Consider the following 21,208-nt stretch of genomic DNA (forward strand, 5'->3'; position numbering starts at 1 on the left):
GCGATGAGGGTCATGGCGCAGATGGCGATGGTGATGAACCTCGACAAGTGCATCGGGTGCCACACGTGCTCCGTCACGTGCAAGCAGGCGTGGACGAACCGCACCGGCACCGAGTACGTGTGGTTCAACAACGTGGAGACGCGGCCCGGCCAGGGCTACCCGCGCACGTACGAGGACCAGGAGAAGTGGGAGGGCGGCTGGACGCTCAACAAGCGCGGACGCCTCCAGCTCAAGGCCGGCGGGCGGCTCAAGAACCTGCTGACGATCTTCGCGAGCCCCAAGCAGCCGTCGATCGACGAGTACTACGAGCCGTGGACGTACGACTACGAGAACCTCACGAACGCACCGCTGCAGGAGCACACGCCCGTCGCGCGCCCGAAGTCGCTGCTCTCGGGCGAGGACATGCAGGTGCGCTGGTCGGCCAACTGGGACGACAACCTCGGCGGCGGACCGAGCGTGACGCAGGCCGACCCGGTCCTGCAGAAGGTCTCGGACAAGGTCCGCCTCGAGTTCGAGCAGACCTTCATGTTCTACCTCCCGCGCATCTGCGAGCACTGCCTCAACCCGTCCTGCGCCGCCTCCTGCCCGTCGGGAGCGATCTACAAGCGCGCCGAGGACGGCATCGTCCTCGTCGACCAGGACCGGTGCCGCGGCTGGCGCAAGTGCGTCACGGGGTGCCCCTACAAGAAGGTCTACTTCAACCACCGGACCGGCAAGGCCGAGAAGTGCACGTTCTGCTTCCCGCGCATCGAGGTCGGCCTGCCGACCGTGTGCTCGGAGACCTGCGTGGGCCGGCTGCGCTACATCGGCCTCGTGCTGTACGACGCCGACCGGGTCCTGGAGGCGGCCAGCGAGCCCGACGAGCACAAGCTGCTCGCCGCGCAGCGCAGCGTGCTGCTCGACCCGCACGACCCCGAGGTCCAGCGCGAGGCCGAGCGCGCGGGCATCCCGCGCGACTGGGTCGACGCCGCCCAGCGGTCGCCGATCTGGCGCCTCATCAGCGAGTTCGAGGTCGCCCTGCCGCTGCACCCCGAGTACCGCACCATGCCGATGGTCTGGTACATCCCGCCGCTGTCGCCCGTGGTCGACGTCGTCGCGGAGACGGGTGAGGACGCCGAGGACTCGCGCAACCTGTTCGCAGCGATCGACACGCTGCGCATCCCGGTCGAGTACCTCGCGGAGCTCTTCACCGCCGGGGACACGGCCCCCGTGACCGCGGTGCTCAAGCGGCTCGCCGCCATGCGGTCCTACATGCGCGACATCAGCATGGGACGCGACGGCGACCCGTCGATCCCGGCGGGCGTGGGGATGGACGAGCACTCGATGCAGGCCATGTACCGGCTGCTCGCGATCGCCAAGTACGACGAGCGCTACGTCATCCCGAGCGCGCACGCCGAGCAGGCGCACGGTCTCGAGGAGCTCGCGACGGAGTGCGCGCTCGACTACGAGGGCGGTCCGGGGATGGGCGGGTCGGGACCCTTCGGCGAGGGCTCGGGCGGCGCCTACCTCAACGACCCGATCGCGGTCGAGAACTTCCACATGCTCAAGCAGCGGCAGACGACGGACACCGTCGCCGACCCCGCGACGAGGAAGGCCCGGGTCAACCTCCTCAACTGGGACGGCAAGGGCGCACCCGAGGGCATGTTCCCGCCGCGCCCCGACGGGCCGCACCTCGCCCAGCCCGACACGGACGGCGGCGTCGTCCAGCCGCTGCCCGCCGGGGGCAGCGAGTCGGGACCGGCCGGGTCGGGGACGGACGCGCGCGACGGCGACGCGCCGCGCCCGGGCGGTGGTGCGCCGTGAACCGGCTCGAGCGCCAGGCGGTCGCGCGCCGGTGCGCGACGCGCGAGAACGCGGTCGTGCACCGGGCGGCGGCCCTCCTGCTCGAGTACCCCGACGCCGAGCTCGTCGCGCTCGCCCCCGTCCTGCGCGACGCGCTCGCGGACGTGCGCCCCCAGCTCGCCGCACCGCTGCTGCGCGTCATCGACCACCTGACGTCACGACCGGTCACCGAGCTCGCGGCCGAGTACGTCGAGACGTTCGACCTGCGTCGACGCTGCAGCCCGTACCTGACCTACTTCGCCTACGGGGACACCCGCAAGCGCGGCGTCGCGCTCGTGGAGTTCAAGCAGGCGTACCGCGCCGCCGGGTTCGAGGTCGCCGACGCGGAGCTGCCCGACCACCTCGCCGTCGTGCTCGAGCTCGCCGCGACGGCCGACGACGACGGGCGGGCCGCCGGGATCGGTCTCCTCCTCGCGCACCGTGCGGGGCTCGAGCTGCTGCGCCTCGCGCTCCTCGACGCGGGGTCACCCTGGGCGGACGTGCTCGTCGCGGTGTGCGCGACGCTCCCGCCGCTCGCGGGCGACGACCGCGAGGCCGTCGCGCGCCTGGCCGCCGAGGGACCGCCCGAGGAGGAGGTCGGCCTCGACCCGTTCACGCCACCCCTGACCGCCCCGATCGGAGCCCGCCGATGACCACCACCGCCGACGTCGTCCTGTGGGTCGTCGTCCCGTACGTCTGCCTCGCGTTCTTCGTCCTCGGCCACGTGTGGCGGTACCGGTACGACAAGTTCGGCTGGACGACCAGGTCCTCGCAGCTGTACGAGCGCCGCCTGCTGCGGTGGGCGAGCCCGCTGTTCCACTTCGGGATCCTCGCGGTGTTCCTGGGCCACGTGATGGGTCTGGGGATCCCGAAGGCCTGGACGCGCGCCGTGGGCATGAGCGACGAGATCTACCACTTCCTCGCGATCACCATCGGCGCCGTCGCCGGCTTCTGCACCATCGTGGGCCTCGCGCTGCTCATCTACCGCCGGCGCACGGTCGGCCCGGTCTTCCGCGCGACGACGAAGATGGACAAGGTCATGTACCTCGTCCTCACCGTGGTGATCGTCCTGGGCATGTGGAACACGATCGCGGGGTCGATCCTCAACCTCGGCGGGCACTACGACTACCGCGACGGCGTGTCCGTGTGGTTCCGTGGCATCTTCCGCTTCGACCTGCACCCGGAGCTCATGGCCGAGGCGCCGCTCGGGTTCCAGCTGCACGGCATGTCGGCGATGCTGCTCTTCGCCCTGTGGCCGTTCACGCGTCTCGTCCACGTCTTCAGCGTCCCGCTCGGCTACCTCTGGCGGCCGTACGTCGTCTACCGCTCGCGGACCGACCGGCTCGGCTCGCGCGCGTCGCGACCCGGCTGGGAGCGGGTCGAGCGACGCCCGGAGCGCGCGGGTCGGCTGTGACCCTTCACGTGCGCGACGGCGCGCGAAGCCTGACGGCGGCCCCCGGACGGACCGAGGCCCGCGTGAGGAGGTGGCGATGAGCTGGATCGAGGACGCGGACGAGGCCGTGCCCGACGTGGCCGGCCTGTACGCGCGCGAGCGCGCGACGCGCGGGTACGTGCCCGACTACACGCGCGTCCTCGCGCACCGGTCGCGGGTGCTGCGGGCCTGGGAAGACCTCAACGGGGCCGTCAAGGCCACCACGGACGCCCGGCGGTACGAGCTCGCGACGCTCGGCGCGGCACTCCGGCTCCGCTCGAGCTACTGCTCGCTCGCGCACGGGCGGGTCCTCGCCGAGCACCACCTCGACGCCGGCACGGTCGCCGCGATCGCGCAGGGCCGTGCCGATGACGTGCTCGACCCGGTCGACGCCGCCGTGGTCCGGCTGGCGGACCGCGTCGCCGCGGGCGCCGCGGCCATGACGGAGGACGACCTCGCGGAGCTGCGCGACCTCGGACTGGGTGACGAGGAGATCCTCGACGTGGTGCTCGCGGCGGCGGCACGGTGCTTCTTCAGCACCGTGCTCGACGCCGTCGGCGCACGCCCCGACGCCGCGTACCGCGAGCTCGACGCGGACCTGCGCGACGCGCTCACCGTGGGTCGTCCGATCGCGGACTGACGACCCACGGCGTGCGCGGGCAGCGCCGCGCAGGCGGGTCAGGGCGTGGTCACCGGGAGGTGGCGCGCCCACCACGCGAGCACGTGCTCGAACCGCGCGACCCGGTGGGCCGGCCGGCCGGAGCGGGTCAGCTCGTGCCCCTCGCCCGGGAACAGCAGGAGCTCGGCCTCGACGCCTCGCCGCTTGAGCTCGACGAACCAGCGCTGGCCCTGCTCGACGGGGCACCGCCAGTCCTGCTCCGAGTGGATCACCAGCGTGGGCGTCCTGACCCGGTGCACCTGCGCCATGGGCGACTGCGCGGCGAGGGCTGCGGCGGCCTCCGGCGTGTCGACGTCGCCGAGGTACTCGAGCCCGAAGAACCACCCGATGTCGCTCGACCCGACGAAGCTCACCGGGTCGAGGAAGCCACGCTCGACGATCGCGGCCGTGAACCGGTCGGTGCGCGTCGTGAGCCACGCCGTCAGGTAGCCGCCGTACGACCCGCCCATGACGCCGACCCGCTCGGCGTCCAGTGCGAGCGTCGGGTCCGCGAGCACGTGGTCGAGCAGCGCGAGCACGTCGTCGGCGTCGACCGTGCCGAACGCCCGCTGGATCGCGCGGCCGTGCGACGCCCCGTAGCCGGCGGACCCGCGGGGGTTGCCCAGGACGACCGCGTACCCGGCCCCCACGAGCGTCTGCACCTCGTCGAAGAGCGCGTGCGTGTACTGCGCGTAGGGGCCGCCGTGGATCATGAGGACCGTCGGGTGCGGACCCGCTCCGAACCGGTCCGCGTCGGGCACGGCGACCCAGCCGTGGACGGGGTGGCCGTCGGGCGCGGTCGCGTGGGCCTCGCGCGGCAGGTGCGTCCGGCCCGTCTCGCGCAGCTCTGCCGAGAGGTCGGTCAGCCACGTCGTGGCGTGGTCCGCGAGCCGCAGGGCCACGAGGTCACCCGCGGAGTCCGGGGTCGCGACGACGGCGACCGCGGTGGCGCCGTCGGTGGTGGCCACGGCGTGCTGCACGACGACGTTTCCGTCGAGGACCGTGCGCAGGCTCCCGGACCCGTCGGCCGGGAGCGCCGCGAGCACGACGGACCCGCGGCGCTGGTCGGCGACGAGCACGCGGTCGGCGGTGACCGCGAGCACGCCGGCGACGAGGTCGACGTCCTCGGCGTCGGTGTGCCGCTGCGCCACCGGCAGCGGCTCGGGCGAGCCGGGCGCGGGGTCCAGGTCGAGCGAGAACAGGCCCGTCTGCGACGCCACGAACGCCCGGCGTGACGGTCCCATGTCGCTCGCGAGCAGCCACAGGGTCGAGCCGTCCGGGGAGGGCTCCACCGTCTGGACCGAGAGCGTCGACGTGCCCGCGTCGGTGAGCTGCCGTGGCGCGTCGGGCTCCAGCACGGTGTCGGCGTCCTCGGGGGTACGGCGCGCGACGACGAGCAGGGCGTTCTCGAGCAGGTCCTCCTCGCGCCCGTCGTGCACGGCACCGACGACGACGAGGTGCTCGCCGTCGGGCAGCCACCGGTGCCCCGAGACGTCGAGGTCGCCGCCCGTGAGCGCGACCGGCGTCGGGAGGCCACCCGGCGAGGGGTCGGCGGGGAGGTCGAGCACGAACAGGTGCTGTCGGCGGTCGCGGAGGAACCCGATGCCGTCCGCCCGGTACCGGAACGTCGTGATGTGCCGGGGCGGCTCCCCGGCGGCGTCGCCACCCTCGACGTAGCGACCCTCCTCGGGGACGCGCGCCAGGTAGGCGATGCGTGTCCCGTCGGGCGAGAAGCGCGGCTCGGAGACACCCAGCGGCGCGTCGGTCAGGCGCACGGGCTCGCCCCCGCCGGCCTCGACGACGTGCAGCTGGGGTCGGCCCTTCGGCTCGGCCCGGACGAAGGCGATCCACCGCCCGTCGGGCGACCATGCGGGAGACGTGTCGCGGTGGCCCCGGGTGAGGCGCCGGGCCGGCGCCGAGCCGTCCACCGGGACCACCCAGAGCGAGCCCGTGTACTCGTCCGCCTCGAGGTCGGGCCGGAGCACCGGGACGACGGCGGTCGAGCCGTCGGGCGAGAGCGCAGGGGAGCCGGGCGAGCGGAGGAGGGCGATGTCGCGGGGGATCACGCGAGCACGCTACGCCCCGTCCTCGACCTGCCCGGGCGCACCGGCACGACGCCACCGGGACGGCCGCCCGAACACGGGCCCGGTTCACCCGGACGAGTGAACGTGGGTCGCGGGAGCCTTCAGGCCGATCGCGCTGCGGCGGGACGTCCCCGCTGGTGGGCGCCGTGGTGCGGCCTCCGCGTGACGAGCCGCGCAGTGGCGGCGGACGCACGGGCCTCGCGATCACGGACGAGCCGGGACGAGGGTGGGCACGTCGGGCATCCGGGGCACGAGCCCCGGGGCGGGGGCGAGGGGGGACGGCGATGAGGACGACGAGGACCGGGACGAGGACGGCGCCGAGGTTCGGGTGGCTGCTCGCCGTGTGCGGGGCGTTGGCCACGCTCCTGGTGGCACCCACCGCCGCGACCGCCGCGGGGCACGGGTCGACGGGTTCCGCTGTGCCGGTCGGTGTACCGGTTGGGGTGCCGGTCGGTTGTGGCTCGGAGGTGAGCGGCGCCGCGTACCTGCCGGACGACCTGCTCTGCGCGGACGGGCAGGGGATCACCTTCACGGCGTCGGGCACGCTCGACCTGCGCGGCCACACGCTCGCCGGGCCGGGGCGCGACGTCGAGGCGCGGGCGGTCCAGTTCGACGCGTCGACGTCGAGCGTGACGGTCGTCGGCGGGACGGTCCGCGGCTGGTGGTCCGCGTTCACCGCGACCGGCGACCCCGGGACCGGGAGCGGCACGCTGCGCGACGTCGTGGTGGAGGACAACGGGACCGGCGTCGGTGCCTACTTCCACCCCTGGACCGTCGTCGGCTCGTCGTTCGTGGGCAACGAGACGGCCGTGCACGGGTTCTACGGGGCCCTGACGATCGACCGGACCCGGTTCTCCGGCAACGACACCGGGATCGCGATCGCGACGACCCGCACCGCCGTCACGCGCTCGCAGTTCGACGGGAACCGCATCGGGCTCTACTGCTCGGAGGCGATCCTCGAGGTCAGGCGCTCCACGTTCCGCGACAACGAGACGGGCATCGAGCACTGGTGGTGCGGTGGCGCGCAGGTGTCGGGCTCGACGTTCGACGGCAACGACGTCGCGTACCGGCCGACCTACCAGAGCGTCGCCGACGTGCTGATCGGCAACACCTTCGTCGGCAACGGGACGGGCGTCCACGCGACGACGAGCGTCGCGCTCATCCGCAACACGTTCACCCGCAACGGCACGGGCGTGCGGGCCCCGGACGTCCCGGCGGTCGAGATCCACCTCGAGCGGAACGTCTTCACGCGGAACGTCGACGCCGTGCACGTCGAGACACCCGCGACGGTCCAGGGCAACGTCGCGCTGCGCAACACCGGCCGCGGCCTCCACGTCCCGCTCGCGACGGACCTCGGTGGCAACGTGGCCCGCGGCAACCCCGAGCCCCAGTGCGTCGGGGTGGTCTGCACACCGCACCGCTGACCGCCGCAGCCCACCCGCGTCGACCCGAGGCGCCACCGCCTCCCGGGCAGGCGCGCCCACCGGTGCAGGTAGGACCGAGGTCACTGGCGCGCGCGCCTCCCCGGTCGACGCTGGAGGGGAGGGGAGGAGGTGTGAGATGAGGATGAAGACCAAGGACGTCGTGGCGCTCCTTCTCGTGGCGCTGATCGCCGTCCCGTACGTGGGCTACCTGGTGCGCGGCGAGATGCCGTTCGTGCAGGACCCGCGCGGCATGTCGGCGATCGGGCTCGTGCTCGGCGTCGCGGCGTTCCTGACGTTCCGCTGGGGCGACCAGCTCGACCGGCTCGGCTGGGTCGAGATCGCGCTCGGCGTCGCGTCGTTCGGCCTCGGCGTGGCTGCTCTGCTGTTGGCGGAGACGGCCGCAGCCGAGGTCTGGCTGGCCGTGTTCATGGCGTCGATCCTGCTGGTCGTATCGATCGAGCTGCTCGACCACCTGGGCGCGCTGCCCGGCGCCCATCGCGGCGCAACCGCGCACGCCTGACCGCGGCCCAGCCGCACAGATCTGGCACGAGGACGCCCCGGCCACCGTGAGGTGACCGGGGCGTCGGACGTCGATCGCGGCCGCGGGCCGGCGATCAGCAGTCGAAGTAGAGCTCGAACTCGTGCGGGTGCGGACGCAGGCGGATCGGGTCGATCTCGTGCGCGCGCTTGTAGTCGACCCACGTCTCGATGAGGTCGGGCGTGAACACGCCGCCCTCGGTGAGGAAGTCGTGGTCGGCCTCGAGCGCGGCGAGGGCCTCCTCGAGCGACGCGGGGAGCTGCTCGATCGCGGCGTGCTCCTCGGGCGGCAGCTCGTACAGGTCCTTGTCGACCGGCTCCGGCGGCTCGATCTTGTTCTTGATGCCGTCGAGGCCCGCCATGAGCATCGCCGCGAACGCGAGGTACGGGTTCGACGACGGGTCGGGCACGCGGAACTCGATCCGCTTGGCCTTCGGGTTGGAGCCCGTGACGGGGATGCGGACGCACGCGGAGCGGTTGCGCGCCGAGTAGACGAGGTTGACCGGCGCCTCGAAGCCAGGGACCAGGCGGTGGAAGCTGTTCACCGTCGGGTTGGTGAAGGCGAGCAGGGCGGGCGCGTGCTTGAGCAGGCCGCCGATGTACCAGCGGGCCATGTCGGACAGGCCGCCGTAGCCCTTCTCGTCGTAGAACAGCGGGGCGCCGTCCTTCCACAGCGACTGGTGGCAGTGCATGCCCGAGCCGTTGTCGCCGAAGAGGGGCTTCGGCATGAACGTCACCGTGCGGCCGTTGCGGTGCACCACGTTCTTGACGATGTACTTGAAGAGCATCACCTTGTCGGCGGACTTGGCGAGCGTGTCGAAGCGGTAGTTGATCTCCGCCTGACCGGCCGTGCCGACCTCGTGGTGCGAGCGCTCGACCTGCAGGCCCGCCTTGTCCAGCTCGAGGCAGATCTCGTCGCGGAGGTCCGCGAAGTGGTCCACCGGCGGGACGGGGAAGTAGCCGCCCTTGTACGGGGTCTTGTGGCCGAGGTTGCCGCCGTCCTCCTTGCGGCCCGTGTTCCACGCCGCCTCGATGGAGTCGATGTGGTAGTAGCTCTCCGACTGGCTCGTGTGGAAGCGGATGTCGTCGAAGATGTAGAACTCGGCCTCGGGGGCGAAGAACGCGGTGTCGGCGATGCCGGTCGAGCGCAGGTACGCCTCCGCCTTCGCGGCGATCTGACGTGGGTCGCGGCTGTACGGCTCGTCGGTGTACGGGTCGACGATCGACATGTTGATGTTCAGCGTCTTCTGTGCGCGGAACGGGTCGATGTAGGCCGTCGAGATGTCCGCGAGCAGCTTCATGTCGGACTCGTGGATCGCCTGGAAACCACGGATGGACGAGCCGTCGAACATCTGGCCCTCGGTGAAGAAGGCCTCGTCCACGGTGGCGGCGGGCACGTTGAAGTGCTGCATCACACCGGGCAGGTCGCAGAAGCGGACGTCGACGAACTGGACGCCCTCCTCGCGGATGAAGGTCATGAGCTCGTCTGCGGAACTGAACATCCAGCGATCTCCTCGTCTCGTGCCGCGCGCCGGCTCGGGCGGGCTGGGGCGTCGCGACAACGGTAGAGGGGCGGCCGTTTCCCTCGCATGTAGTCCGTGTTTCGGGCGCGTTACCGTGCGCGTCCTGGTCCACGACCGCCGCCCTGACCGGGGGCGCCCGCTCGCGCGCGACGCCGGACGGCCTCCGTACGAGCCCGGGTCGCTAGCCTGAGCCGGTGACGCGACGCGAGGACATGGGCTCGTGGCTCGAGGGGACGCCGCCGTCCCGTCGGCTGGACCTCCCGGCACAGGGCCGGGGCTCGATGGCCTCGGTGCCGCGCAGGCTCGTCGGCCTGGCGATCGACTGGGGGCTCGCGTCGCTGATCAGCTACGCGTTCCTCGACTACCACCCCCTGGCGAGCCTCGCCGTGTTCGGGGTGTCGACGTGGGTCCTCGTCGCGACGCTCGGGCACACCATCGGCCACCGCGTCGCCGGGATCCAGGTCGTGCGGGTCGTCGACCTCGCGGGCACGTCCGCGCGGGACGCCGGCACGACGTCGGCGGGTGCACCGGGGTGGCCGGCGCCCGGCCCGGTCCTGGCCTTCACGAGGACCGCGCTCCTGTGCCTCGGCATCCCGGCCGCCGTGTGGGACAGCAGCGGTCGTGGGCTGCACGACGTCGCCGCCGCGACGGTCCCCGTCCGAGCCTGAGGGGGCACCACCCCTCCCGGCCCCCGCGGCGCGGCCCTGTCCGCATGCCGTGCGGTCGGGACGGGCCGGTCAGCGACCGCGCATGCCCTTGCGGTCGGGGCGCGCGCGGAACGGGTCGATGCCCTTGGGGACAGGGAGGCGCACGCCACCGAGCGCGCGCAGGCGCTTCGTGACCTCGGCGACCTCGGTCTTGGTGAGCGTCGGCTTGAGCTTCTGGACGCGCCGCGCGAGCTGGGCGAGGGGCACCTGGCCCTCCGCGTCGCCCACCTGCAGGAGCGTCACGGGTACGTTGGGCAGGATGCGCGCGACCTTGCGCCGCTCGGCCTCGAGCAGCCGCTGCGAGCGCTGCGGGTTGCCCTCGCCGACGAGGACGATCCCTGCCCGTCCGACGCCCCGGAACACGAGCTCACGGCTGCGGGGGTCGGCGGCGACGGGCTCCTCGGGGAACTCCCAGCCGCGCCGGATCGTGCGCAGGGCCGACAGCGCCGCACCCGGCTGGCCCTCGATCTGCCGGTACGCCGCACGCTCGGCCCGGCGCCCGAGGACGAACATGCCCGCGAGGAACGCCATCGGCAGGCCGACGACGAGCGAGTAGACGAGGTAGATCGTCTGGCGGGAGAGCAGCCCGACCGTCAGGGCGACGACCATGACACCCAGGAACGCGCCGAGCGCCCACCACGTCACCGCGGGGTCGACCTTCCGCGTCATCTGGTAGGCGGACCACACCTGGTGGTACCAGCGGGTCTTCCTCACCTTCGCCGGCTTGGCCGTCGAGCCGGCACCGCCGGACGCGGATGACGGTGCGCTGGAGGAGCTGGATCGATCGCGGGCCATGGGCAGCGAGTCTAGTGGCCGGTCGTGGGACCCGACGTCAGCGCGCGAGCAGGCTCGACGCCTCCTGGCGTGCGCTGCCCGGGGTCGCGAGGTGGGCGAGCGCGGCCGGGATCTCCTGGCCGCGGCGCGTCATCGCCTGCGCCCACAGCCGCCCGGCGCGGTACGACGACCGGACGAGCGGCCCGGACATCACGCCGAGGAAGCCGATCCGCTCGGCCTCCTCCGAGAGCGCCACGAACTCCTCGGGCTTGACCCACCGGTCGACGGGGTGGTGACGCACGGACGGCCGGAGGTACTGGGTGATGGTCAGGACGTCGCAGCCGGCGTCGTGCAGGTCCTGGAGTGCGGCGACCACCTCGTCGTACGTCTCGCCCATGCCGAGGATGAGGTTCGACTTCGTGACGAGGCCGGCGTCCCGCGCGGCCGTGATCACGGACAGCGAGCGGTCGTAGCGGAAGCCGGGCCGGATCTGCTTGAAGATGCGCGGCACGGTCTCGACGTTGTGGGCGAGCACCTCGGGACGGGACGAGAAGACCTCGGCGAGGTCGTCCGGTCGCGCGTTGAAGTCCGGGATCAGGAGCTCGACGCCGGTCTCCGGGTTGAGCGCGTGGATCTGCCGGACGGTCTCGGCGTAGAGCCACGCGCCGCCGTCGGCGAGGTCGTCACGGGCGACGCCCGTGACGGTCGAGTAGCGCAGGCCCATCGTCCGGACGGACTCCGCGACACGGCGCGGCTCGTCCGCGTCGAAGTCGGCTGGCTTGCCGGTGTCGATCTGGCAGAAGTCGCACCGGCGCGTGCACTGGTCGCCGCCGATGAGGAACGTGGCCTCGCGGTCCTCCCAGCACTCGAAGATGTTGGGGCAGCCCGCCTCCTCGCACACCGTGTGCAGGCCGCCGCCGTGCACGAGCTGCTTGAGCTCGGTGTACTCGGGACCCATCGTCGCGCGGGTGCGGATCCACTCGGGCTTCTTCTCGATCGGGGTCGCGGCGTTGCGGGCCTCGACCCGCAGCATGCGCCTGCCCTCGGGAGCGATCGTCACGACACCCACCCTACGTCAGTCATCCGATGATTTCCTCGACCCGGGCGAGCGGCCCGACCGCGGCGACGAGCTCCTCGCCGAGCATCGGGAGCGCCTCCGTGACGGTCACGTCCCGGCCGAGCTCGGCCGCCAGCGACGTGACGTCCGCGTCGTCGATCCCGCACGGCACGATGCGACCGAACGCACCCAGGTCCGGGTCGCAGTTGAGCGCGACGCCGTGCATCGTCACGCCCCGGGCGACGCGCACACCGATCGCGGCGACCTTCCGGTCCCGGCGCGGGGGCGTCCCGTCGGCCCGTGACTCGTCCCCGAGCACCCACACGCCGCTGCGGCCCTCGACGCGCGCCGTCGCGAGGCCGAGCCGCGAGCACACCGTCATCACCGCGGACTCGAGCGCCCGGACGTACGCGACCACGTCGACCGGCTCGCGCAGGCGCACGAGCGGGTAGGCGACGAGCTGGCCCGGGCCGTGCCACGTGATGCGTCCGCCCCGGTCGACGTCGACCACGGGCGTGCCGTCGACCGGCCGGTCCCACGGCGCCGTGCGCTTGCCGGCGGTGTAGACGCTCTCGTGCTCGAGGAGCAGCACCGTGTCGGGCCTCGACCCGTCGGCCACCTCGCCGTGGATCTCGCGCTGGAGCGCCCACGCCTCCTCGTAGGGGACGAGGCGGCGTCCCGCGCCGAGGTCGACCAGCTCCACCCGGCCACGGTACGTCATGGCCCGACCTGCGAGCGGGCCGGGGGCGCCGGGGGCGGGCCGAGCTCGTCGTCGTCGGTGTCGCGCGGGTGGGCCGCGAGCATCGTCGCGAGGAGGTCGCGGAGCTGCTCGACCTGGTTGGGGCTCAGGCCGCGCACGCTGAGCGCCTCGGCGGCGGCCGGGTCGCCCGCCTCGGCGAGCACTGTGCGACCGGGCGGCGTGAGGACGACCTCATGACGGCGGCGGTCCCGCTCGTGGGGGCGCCGCTCGACGTAGCCGGACCGCTCGAGCCGCGCGACGATCCGGCTCATCGTCTGCTCGGTGACACCGCTCGCCCGGGCCAGCTCACGCTGCGAGAGCGGGGCGCGCGAGAGCAGGAACAGCACCGGGAGGCTCGCGTGGTTCAGCTGCCACGCGTCGAGGTGGGCGTTCCACTCGCGCTCGATGCGGCGCGCGACGGCGGAGAGCATGCGTCCGGTGGGCCAGTGACCCATCCGATCCGCCATGTGGCCTCCCTCGCCGAGTTGTGCGCAAGGCTAGTCCGGTTCATGATGCTCAGCATGCTGAGTGATGGGTCGAGCCGCCGCCGCGGCCTCCTCCGGGGACTGGCCGTCCTCGGTGTCCTCCTCGTGTGGCTCACCCTCGCGGGCCTCGGCGGGTCGTCGATCGGACGCCTCTCGGAGGTCCAGGAGAACGACGCCGCGGCCTTCCTGCCGCGCAGCGCCGAGTCGACGCGCGCGGCCGAGCTCGCGGCGGGCTTCTCCGACGACACCGCGCTGCCGGCGATCGTGGTCGCGACGGGCGACGGCGTGCTCGGCGGGGAGGACCTCGCGCTCCTGCAGCGTCTCGCCGAGACGGTTCCGGGGCTCGAGATCGGTGACGGCATGACGATCGAGGACGTCCTGCTGGCGCCCGTCGTCGCGGTGCCCTCCGAGGACGGTGAGGCGGTCATCCTGCCGATCTCGCTGGACGCCGAGGCCGTCCAGGAGACCGTCGGCGAGGAGCGCGTCCTCAACGAGGTCGTCTCGACGCTGCGGGCCACGGTCGACGAGGAGCTGGCCGGCTCGGGCCTCGAGGCCTGGGTGACCGGGCCCGCCGGGGCGGTGGCCGACCTCGTCGAGGCCTTCGGCGGGATCGACGGCATCCTCCTGCTCGTCGCCCTCGCGGTCGTGTTCGTCATCCTCGTGCTGGTCTACCGCTCGCCGAGCCTGCCGTTCACGGTGCTGCTGACCGCGCTGTTCGGGCTCGCGGCGGCGGGGTTCGCCGTCTACGGTCTCGCGGCGGCCGACGTGCTGGTCCTGAATGGCCAGAGCCAGGGCATCCTCTTCATCCTCGTGGTGGGGGCCGCGACCGACTACTCGCTCCTGCTCGTGGCGCGGTACCGCGAGGAGCTGGGCCGGGTCGAGTCGCCCTGGACCGCGATGAACCGGGCGTGGCGGGCGTCGCTCGAGCCGATCGCGGCGAGCGCGGGCACGGTGGTCGCGGGTCTGCTGTGCCTGCTGCTGTCGGACCTCGAGTCGAACTCGAGCCTCGGCCCCGTCGCCGCGATCGGCATCGCGGCCGCGTTCCTGGCGTCCCTCACGCTGCTGCCCGCCCTCCTGCTGGTCGCCGGGCGCCGAGCCCGCTTCATCTTCTGGCCGCGCGTGCCGCGGCCCGGGTCGGTGGCCGGGGGTGCCGGTCGTCCCGTCGAGACGCTCGAGGAGGTCGAGAGCCGCTCGGGCGTCTGGGGCCGTGTCTCGCGGCTCGTCGGCAGGCGCCCGCGCGCGGTCTGGGTCACGACGACGCTCGTGCTCGTCGCCGCGGCTGCGTGGGTGCCGACGTTCCAGGCGTCGGGCACGAGCGAGAGCGACGTGTTCCTCACCGAGGTCGAGTCCGTCGCGGGCGGCGAGGTGCTCGCCGAGCACTTCCCGGCCGGGCAGGTCGACCCCGTGCGGGTCTTCGTCCCCGAGGGCGAGCTCGACGCCGTGCTGCCCGTCATCACGGGCACGGACGGGATCGACTCGGCCGCACCCGTGACCGAGGACGCCGCTCCGGGCGCGGCCCCCGACCCCGACGCGGCCCCGCGCGTCGTCGACGGCGTCGTGCAGGTGCAGGCCGTGACGTCCGCCGCGTCGGACAGCCAGGAGGCCGTCGAGGTCGTCGACCGGCTCCGGGACCGCGTGCACGAGGTGTCGGAGGACGTCGTCGTCGGCGGAGCCGCGGCCGAGGCACTCGACACCCAGCGGACCAGCGCACGGGACCTCACCGTGATCGTGCCGACCGTCCTCGCCGTCATCCTCGTGGTCCTCGTGCTCCTGCTGCGCGCCCTCGTGGCGCCCGTGCTGCTCGTGCTCGCGAACGTGCTGAGCTTCGGTGCGACCCTCGGGATCGGCGCCCTCGTCTTCAACCACGTCCTCGACCTCCCGGGGGCCGACGCCGCCGTCCCCCTGTACGCGTTCGTGTTCCTCGTGGCGCTCGGGATCGACTACTCGATCTTCCTCATGACCCGGGTCCGGGAGGAGTCGCTCGTGCACGGGACGCGCGAGGGCGTGCGGCGCGGCCTCGCCGTCACGGGAGGGGTGATCACGAGCGCGGGCGTCGTCCTCGCGGCGACGTTCGGGGCCCTCGCGGTGCTGCCGCTGCTGTTCCTCGTGCAGCTCGCGTTCCTCGTCGCGCTCGGCGTCCTCGTCGACACGCTCGTCGTCCGGACGCTCCTCGTCCCCGGCCTGGTGCACGACATCGGTAGGGCATCCTGGTGGCCATGGCTCACGCGCATCCCGAGGGACCCGACGCCCGCCCCGCCGACGACCTCGGCACCCGCCCCGGCGACGACGGCGGCCGGGCCGCGAGCGTGACGGGACCGCGCGTCGCCCTCGTCGGCTACGGCAGCGCGGGCCGAGGGATCCACGCCCGGCTCCTGACCGCGACGGGCTTCCGCATCGCGCGCGTCCTCACCCGGTCCCCCGAGCGCGCGGCCGAGGCCCGCGCCGACCACCCCGGCGTCGAGGTGCACGCCGACCTCGACGGGCTCCTCGCGCCGGGGGTCGACGTCGTCGTCGTCGCCTCGCCGACGGGCAACCACGCCGAGCACGTCCGGGCGGCCGTCGACGCGGGCCTGCCCGTCGTCGTCGACAAGCCGCTCGCGCTCGACGCCGCGGAGGCGGAGGAGACCGTCCGCCACGCCGAGCGTGCGGGGGTGCCGCTCACGGTCTTCCAGAACCGGCGGTGGGACGACGAGCAGCGCACGCTGCGCCGCCTCCTCGCCGAGGACGCCCTCGGCACGGTCCACCGCTTCGAGCGACGGTGGGAGCGGTGGCGCCCGGTGCCCAAGGACCGGTGGCGCGAGAACGCCGTGGGCCAGGGCGGCGGTCTCCTCCTCGACCTCGGCGCGCACCTCGTCGACTCCGCGACCCAGCTCTTCGGGCCGGTCGCGAGCGTCCGGGCGGAGATCCGGAACCTCACGACGCCCGCCGACGACGACGTGTTCCTCGCGCTCGAGCACGCCGGAGGCACCGTGAGCCACCTGTGGGCCGGTGCTCTCGTGGGCGCGCCCGGTCCGCGCACGCGCGTCCTCGGGTCCCGAGGCGCCTACCTCGTCACGTCCTTCGAGGGGGAGCCGACCCCGTTCTCCGCCCTCGACCCGGGGCAGGGCAACGAGGGATGGCTCGTGCGCGGTGACGAGGCCGTCCCCGTGCCTCGCGAGCCCGGTGGGCACGAGGACTTCTACCGCGCGGTCGACGCGTGGGTCACCGGGGGCGGGGAGGTGCCCGTCGACCCGTGGGACGCCGTGCGCACCGCCCGCGTGCTCGACGCGGCGCGCCGCAGCGCCGCCGAGCGGAGCACCGTCCTGCTCGGCTGAGCACCGTCCTGCTCGAGTGAGCACCACGGGTCTCGGTACGTGCGCCGCGGGGTCCGGGTCCTGAGCGGGCCGGCAGGTGCGTCGGCGCCCGCCGGCCCCGCGCGGCGGGTCCACCTGCTGCCTGTGGACGACGCCCGAGGCGGGGCCCGCTCTGCTGGCATGTGTCCGTGCACATCCCACGCGGTCTTCTCCCTGCCCTCTCCGCGCACGGGCTCGGCGAGCCCAGGCCGATGGGCGCCGGGCCCGGGGGAGACCGGTGGGTGTGCCTCGACGGGCACGGGACCCGCTGGGTCGTGAGCGTCGTCCGGCTCCGGTCGGCGGTCCAGCGTGAGCGGCTGGTCGACCGCGCCGGACGGCTCGCGTCGGTGTCGGTCGCGGTCACCTCGCTGCCGACCGTGCTCGGCCTGCTCGAGCTGCCCGACGACCTCGTCGCGCTCGTTCGCCACGAGGTGCCCGGGACCGACCTGCTCACGGTCGACGAGGGGCGTGGGCGGTGGCGTGCCGCCGAGGTGGTGGGCGTAATGTCGGCCGTCGCCGAGGCGCTCGACGCGCTGCACGCCGTCGGACTCGTCCACGGCGACGTCTCGGCGGGCAACGTGGTCGTGACGCCGGACGGCGGGGCGGTCCTGGTGGACCTCGGCTGGGGCGACGACGCGCACGAGCTGGGCACGCCGGCAGCCGCCGCGCCCGAGCGTGTGCGCGGCGCGACCCGTGCGACGGACGTGCACGCGCTCGCCTCGGTGGGGCTCGACCTGCTTCGCCACGGGCGCGGCGTGCCCGACCCGTCGGACGCCGCCGTGGGGGACGGGTCGGACGACGCGGACGCGTCGCGCGTGCGGGAGGTGCTGCGAGAGGCCGCCGCCCCCGACCCCGGGCGACGTCCGTCCGCAGGTGCACTCGCTGCGGCGCTCGTCGCCGCGTGCCCGCCGGAGCCCGTCCGGCTGCCCGAGTCGGCCGTCCTCGCGCGGGCGGCGCTGCTCCGGCGGGCCGCGGACGACGACCAGCGCACGCGCCGCCGACCGCCGTCCGCGACGCGCGGGCGGCACCGGAGACCGCGCCCCGTCCGGCACGTCGTGGCCCTGGGCGTGGGCACGGTCGTCGTGGTGGCTGCCGGCGCCGCTGCGGTCCTCGGACAGCACGGCGCGGTGGTGGGCGACGGCGTCGAGAGCGAGGCGTCGGTCCGCGCCACCGGCCCCGCACCCCTGCTCCCGGGGGCCGACGACGCCGTCGTCGCTGCGGTGACCGCCACGCACGTGCGGGCGCACGCGCTGGCCGACGGCGACCTCCTCCGGCTCACGGCGCTCACGGTCCCCGGCTCGCCGGCCGCGGCGGCGGACCGGGCCGCGTGGTCGGCGCTCGACGGGCGCCGGGGTCGGGCAGTCGTGCTCGTGAGCGACGTGCGTGGCGGCGCCGTGGGCGGGGGGAGGGCCGAGGTCCGGGTCCTCAGTGCCGCCGCACTGGCGGGCGACGACGGCGGACCCGGCCCTGCCCTCGAACCGCGGTGGGCCGGGCTCGAGCTGGTGCGCGGCGGGGCCGGCTGGCTCGTCCGCGGTGTCGAGCCCACCGACGCGCCCGGGTGAGCGTCAGGTGCCCGTGACCCACCGGGCCGCGGAGCGCACGTCCGGGTGCGTGAAGGTGAAGCCGCTGGCGTGCAGCACGGACGGCACGACGCGCTGCGACGCGAGGATCTCGTCGGCGAACGGGCCCAGCGCGGCGCGCAGGGCGAGACGTGGCACGGCGAGCGCCGCGGGCCGGCCGAGCTCCGCGGCGATCGCCCGGACGAGCTCCCCCTGGGGGACGGGCGCGGGGCCGACCAGGTTGACCGGCCCGTCCACCTCGCGGTCGAGCAGGTGCTCGATCGCGCGGACCTCGTCGACGAGCGTGATCCACGGCCACACGTTGTCCCCGCTGCCGAGTGGTCCGCCGACGCCGAGACGCAGCAGCGGCAGCAGGCGCCCGAAGGACCCGCCCGTGCGGGACAGCACGATCCCGGTGCGCAGGCGCGCGACCCGCACCCCGGCCGACGCGGCCGGCTCCGTCGAGGCCTCCCAGGCACGGACGACGTCGGCGAGGAAGCCGGAGCCGCCGGGGGAGCCCTCGGTGAGCTCCTCGTCGCCGCGGTCACCGTAGAAACCGACGGCTGAACCCTGGAGCAGGATGCGGGGGCCGTCCCCGGTGGGAGCCATCGCGGCCAGCGTGCGTGCGAGCAAGGACGTGGGCCGGGTGCGCGACGTGACGATCGTCGAGCGGTAGGCCGTGGTCCAGCGGCGGTCCCCGACGCCCGCTCCACCGAGGTTGACGACCGCGTCGGCGCCCTCCAGGACCGACGTCGGCAGGACGTCCCGCGACGGGTCCCAGGAGATCTCGTCCGCTCCGCGCGCCGGACCCCGCACGAGGCGCTGCACGCGGTGCCCACCCCCGAGGAGGTGCTCGACGAGCGCGGTGCCGATCAGACCGTGCGAACCTGCGACGACGACGTGCATGGGTCGACCTCCTCGTGGTGGGACGGCGAAGGCCCGGCCACCGTCCGGTGCCGGGCCTGCGCCGAGGGGTGCGTCAGAGACCGAGGTCGGCCTCGAACGCACCCTCCTCGATGCGCTTCTTGACGGTCATGAGGTACCGCGACGCGTCGGCCCCGTCGACCAGACGGTGGTCGTAGGACAGCGCGAGGTAGCACATCGACCGGATGGCGACGAACTCGTTCCCGAACTCGTCCTTCGCGACCACGGGACGCTTGACGATCGACCCCGTGCCCAGGATCGCCGACGTGCCGCCCGGCACGATCGGGGTGTCGAACAGCGCCCCGCCCGAGCCGGTGTTGGTGACCGTGAACGTCGCGCCGCTGAGGTCGTCCGGCGTCGCCTTGTTGTCCCGCGTCCGGGTCGCGAGGTCGTTGATCTTCCGGGCGATCCCGGCCAGGTTGAGGTCGCCGGCGTCGCGGATGACCGGGACGACGAGGCCCCGCTCCGTGTCGACCGCGATGCCGACGTTCTCGTGGCCGTGGTACGTGATCTGGTTGCCCTCGAGCACGCCGTTGACCTTGGGGTGCGCCTTGAGCGCCTCGGTCGCGGCCAGCACGAAGAACGGCAGGTACGTGAGGTTGACGCCCTCCCGCGCCCGGAAGTCGTCCTTGGCGCGCGCCCGCAGCTGGGCGACGCGCGTGACGTCGACCTCCACGACCGTGGTGAGCTGCGCCATCGAGTGCAGCGCGTCGACCATGCGCTCGGCGATGATCTGCCGCAGTCGGCTCGCCTTCTCGGTCGTGCCCCGCAGCGGCGAGACCTCGGGCTTCGACGCCGCGCGGGCCGGTGCGGACGGGGCCGCCGCGGCAGCGGGGCGGCTCGCCGCCTGCTCGGCCGCGGCCTTCGCGGCCCGCTCCTGCTCGGCCCGCTCGGCGGCCTCGAGGACGTCCTCCTTGCGGATGCGCCCGCCGACGCCCGTCCCGGTGAGCGACGACAGGTCGACGCCCTTCTCCGCGGCGAGCTTGCGGACCAGGGGCGTGAGGTAGCCGCCCGACGTGGGGCTCGCGCCACCCGGCTCGGCGGCGGCCGGGGCCGTCGTCGTGGGTGTCTGCTCACGCTCGACGGCCTGCCCGGGCGCCTGCGCCTGCTCGGGCTTCTCCTGCAGCGCCGACGACGGCTCGGGCGCGGTCACGTCGGCCGACGCGCCGCCTTCCGACGCGGCCTGGGGCTGCGCGGTGCCCTCGGCAGCGCTCTCGGTCGCGGCACCCGGGCCGCCGTAGTCGCCGCCCTGCTGGGCCTCCTCGGACGCCTGCGCCGCGCCCGGGGCCTCCTGGCTCGGGGCCTCGGACTGAGCGGGTGCGCTCGACCCGCCCCGGGGTGCGGACCCGGAGCCGATCCGCGCGAGCACCGCGCCGACCTCGACCGTGTCGTCCTCCTGGACGAGGATCTCGGTCACGGTCCCGGCGAACGGGGACGGGATCTCGGTGTCGACCTTGTCGGTCGAGACCTCCAGGAGCGGCTCGTCGACCTCGACCGTGTCGCCGACCTGCTTCAGCCAGCGCGTGACGGTGCCCTCCGTGACGGACTCACCCAGAGCCGGGAGCTTCACGTCCTGCGCGTCGCCCCCGCCCTGCGCACCGCCCGAGGCCTGCGCACCGCCCGAGGCCTGCGCACCGCCCGAGGCCTGCGCACCGCCCGAGGCCTGTGCGTCACCCCCGTCGGTCACGCGGGCCGGCTCCTGCGGGGCGGCCGTCTGCTGGGTCGGCTCACCCTGGCCACCGGCTGCGTCGGGCTCCTCGACCGGTCCGCCCGCGGCGGGCTCGTCGGTGACCTCCTGGGGCACCTGCGCGGCCGCCTGCCCGGCGGCGTCGTCCGCGGAGTCGGCGGGCTCCTGGCTCGACCCCTCGGCGGGGGACGAGTCCTGGGCGCCGTCGGACGCCTCGTCGGCCGCGCCGATGCGCGCGAGCGGCGCACCGACCTCGACCGTGTCGTCCTCCTGCGCGAGGATCTCGAGCAGGGTGCCCGCGAAGGGCGAGGGGATCTCGGTGTCGACCTTGTCGGTCGAGACCTCGAGCAGGGGCTCGTCGACCTCGACGGTCTCCCCGACCTGCTTGAGCCAGCGGGTGACGGTGCCTTCGGTCACGCTCTCGCCGAGCGCCGGCATCAGCACGGAGTCAGACATGACCTCGCG

General features: G+C 74.1%; 18 protein-coding genes. 10 read left to right on the top strand and 8 right to left on the bottom strand.

The genetic code is table 11. The features are described from left to right. Positions 1-3: 3 nt before the first annotated feature. The 4 genes from narH to IEV86_RS00870 all read left to right on the top strand — a co-directional run bounded on the left by narH (position 4) and on the right by IEV86_RS00870 (position 3,893). On the top strand, positions 4-1,803 hold the full coding sequence (gene narH, locus IEV86_RS00855; protein ID WP_052426181.1) for a nitrate reductase subunit beta: 1,800 nt from the start codon (positions 4-6) through the stop codon (positions 1,801-1,803). Further along, the gene (gene narJ, locus IEV86_RS00860) at positions 1,800-2,474 is read left to right on the top strand and encodes a nitrate reductase molybdenum cofactor assembly chaperone (RefSeq protein WP_043606351.1); all 675 of its coding nucleotides are present in this window, start codon (positions 1,800-1,802) and stop codon (positions 2,472-2,474) included. Before narH ends, narJ begins: the two co-directional genes overlap by 4 nt. Beyond that, on the top strand, positions 2,471-3,235 hold the full coding sequence (gene narI / locus IEV86_RS00865) for a respiratory nitrate reductase subunit gamma (RefSeq protein WP_043606353.1): 765 nt from the start codon (positions 2,471-2,473) through the stop codon (positions 3,233-3,235). The genes narJ and narI overlap by 4 nt, the downstream gene beginning before the upstream one ends. A gap of 76 nt (positions 3,236-3,311) precedes the next feature. Next, a complete protein-coding gene (locus tag IEV86_RS00870) occupies positions 3,312-3,893 on the top strand; it encodes a carboxymuconolactone decarboxylase family protein (protein ID WP_043606356.1) in 582 nt (193 codons plus the stop codon). Positions 3,894-3,931: 38 nt separating this feature from the next. On the opposite strand, the gene IEV86_RS00875 is transcribed toward IEV86_RS00870, so the two are convergent. Then, on the bottom strand, positions 3,932-5,977 hold the full coding sequence (locus IEV86_RS00875; protein WP_043606358.1) for a S9 family peptidase: 2,046 nt from the start codon (positions 5,975-5,977) through the stop codon (positions 3,932-3,934). 485 nt (positions 5,978-6,462) lie between these two features. On the opposite strand from IEV86_RS00875, the gene IEV86_RS00880 reads away from it, so the two are divergent. Further along, the gene (locus IEV86_RS00880; RefSeq protein ID WP_043606361.1) at positions 6,463-7,419 is read left to right on the top strand and encodes a NosD domain-containing protein; all 957 of its coding nucleotides are present in this window, start codon (positions 6,463-6,465) and stop codon (positions 7,417-7,419) included. A gap of 136 nt (positions 7,420-7,555) precedes the next feature. Further along, complete coding sequence (locus IEV86_RS00885) at positions 7,556-7,939, top strand: hypothetical protein (protein ID WP_152605636.1); 384 nt, start codon at positions 7,556-7,558, stop codon at positions 7,937-7,939. Positions 7,940-8,033: 94 nt separating this feature from the next. On the opposite strand, the gene glnA is transcribed toward IEV86_RS00885, so the two are convergent. Beyond that, on the bottom strand, positions 8,034-9,458 hold the full coding sequence (gene glnA, locus IEV86_RS00890; protein ID WP_043606367.1) for a type I glutamate--ammonia ligase: 1,425 nt from the start codon (positions 9,456-9,458) through the stop codon (positions 8,034-8,036). 215 nt (positions 9,459-9,673) lie between these two features. Between glnA and IEV86_RS00895 the strand changes: the two genes are divergently transcribed. Then, positions 9,674-10,147, top strand: coding sequence for an RDD family protein (locus tag IEV86_RS00895; RefSeq protein WP_152605637.1), 474 nt, complete (start codon positions 9,674-9,676; stop codon positions 10,145-10,147). A 69-nt stretch (positions 10,148-10,216) separates the two neighbouring features. Here IEV86_RS00895 and IEV86_RS00900 read toward each other — a convergent pair whose 3' ends face one another. Genes IEV86_RS00900 through IEV86_RS00915 form a run of 4 tightly spaced genes read right to left on the bottom strand, consistent with a single transcriptional unit; the run spans position 10,217 to position 13,223 of the window. Beyond that, complete coding sequence (locus IEV86_RS00900) at positions 10,217-10,981, bottom strand: DUF4191 domain-containing protein (RefSeq protein WP_043606370.1); 765 nt, start codon at positions 10,979-10,981, stop codon at positions 10,217-10,219. 37 nt (positions 10,982-11,018) lie between these two features. Continuing rightward, complete coding sequence (gene lipA, locus IEV86_RS00905; RefSeq protein ID WP_043606397.1) at positions 11,019-12,020, bottom strand: lipoyl synthase; 1,002 nt, start codon at positions 12,018-12,020, stop codon at positions 11,019-11,021. Positions 12,021-12,039: 19 nt separating this feature from the next. Next, positions 12,040-12,738 (bottom strand): lipoyl(octanoyl) transferase LipB, encoded by a 699-nt coding sequence (lipB, locus tag IEV86_RS00910; RefSeq protein WP_052426182.1) that lies wholly within the window; start codon positions 12,736-12,738, stop codon positions 12,040-12,042. Next, positions 12,735-13,223 carry a MarR family winged helix-turn-helix transcriptional regulator gene (locus tag IEV86_RS00915; RefSeq protein ID WP_081978711.1) on the bottom strand — a complete coding sequence of 163 codons (489 nt, stop codon included), beginning with the start codon at positions 13,221-13,223 and terminating at the stop codon, positions 12,735-12,737. The genes lipB and IEV86_RS00915 overlap by 4 nt, the downstream gene beginning before the upstream one ends. Before the next feature lie 54 nt (positions 13,224-13,277). Here IEV86_RS00915 and IEV86_RS00920 point away from each other — a divergent pair, with 54 nt between their 5' ends. The 3 genes from IEV86_RS00920 (at position 13,278) to IEV86_RS00930 (ending at position 18,135) form a co-directional block, all read left to right on the top strand. After that, positions 13,278-15,551, top strand: coding sequence for an MMPL family transporter (locus IEV86_RS00920; protein WP_229734425.1), 2,274 nt, complete (start codon positions 13,278-13,280; stop codon positions 15,549-15,551). Then, on the top strand, positions 15,458-16,555 hold the full coding sequence (locus tag IEV86_RS00925; RefSeq protein WP_081978712.1) for a Gfo/Idh/MocA family protein: 1,098 nt from the start codon (positions 15,458-15,460) through the stop codon (positions 16,553-16,555). The genes IEV86_RS00920 and IEV86_RS00925 overlap by 94 nt, the downstream gene beginning before the upstream one ends. A gap of 167 nt (positions 16,556-16,722) precedes the next feature. Further along, complete coding sequence (locus tag IEV86_RS00930; protein ID WP_188484518.1) at positions 16,723-18,135, top strand: phosphotransferase; 1,413 nt, start codon at positions 16,723-16,725, stop codon at positions 18,133-18,135. Positions 18,136-18,138: 3 nt separating this feature from the next. Here IEV86_RS00930 and IEV86_RS00935 read toward each other — a convergent pair whose 3' ends face one another. Both IEV86_RS00935 and sucB read right to left on the bottom strand, forming a co-directional pair. Further along, the gene (locus IEV86_RS00935) at positions 18,139-19,038 is read right to left on the bottom strand and encodes a TIGR01777 family oxidoreductase (RefSeq protein ID WP_043607914.1); all 900 of its coding nucleotides are present in this window, start codon (positions 19,036-19,038) and stop codon (positions 18,139-18,141) included. A gap of 73 nt (positions 19,039-19,111) precedes the next feature. After that, positions 19,112-21,199 (bottom strand): 2-oxoglutarate dehydrogenase, E2 component, dihydrolipoamide succinyltransferase, encoded by a 2,088-nt coding sequence (sucB, locus tag IEV86_RS00940; protein ID WP_043607916.1) that lies wholly within the window; start codon positions 21,197-21,199, stop codon positions 19,112-19,114. Between the last annotated feature and the right edge of the window lie 9 nt (positions 21,200-21,208).

Source organism: Cellulomonas carbonis, assembly GCF_014636275.1.
Classification (GTDB): domain Bacteria; phylum Actinomycetota; class Actinomycetes; order Actinomycetales; family Cellulomonadaceae; genus Actinotalea; species Actinotalea carbonis.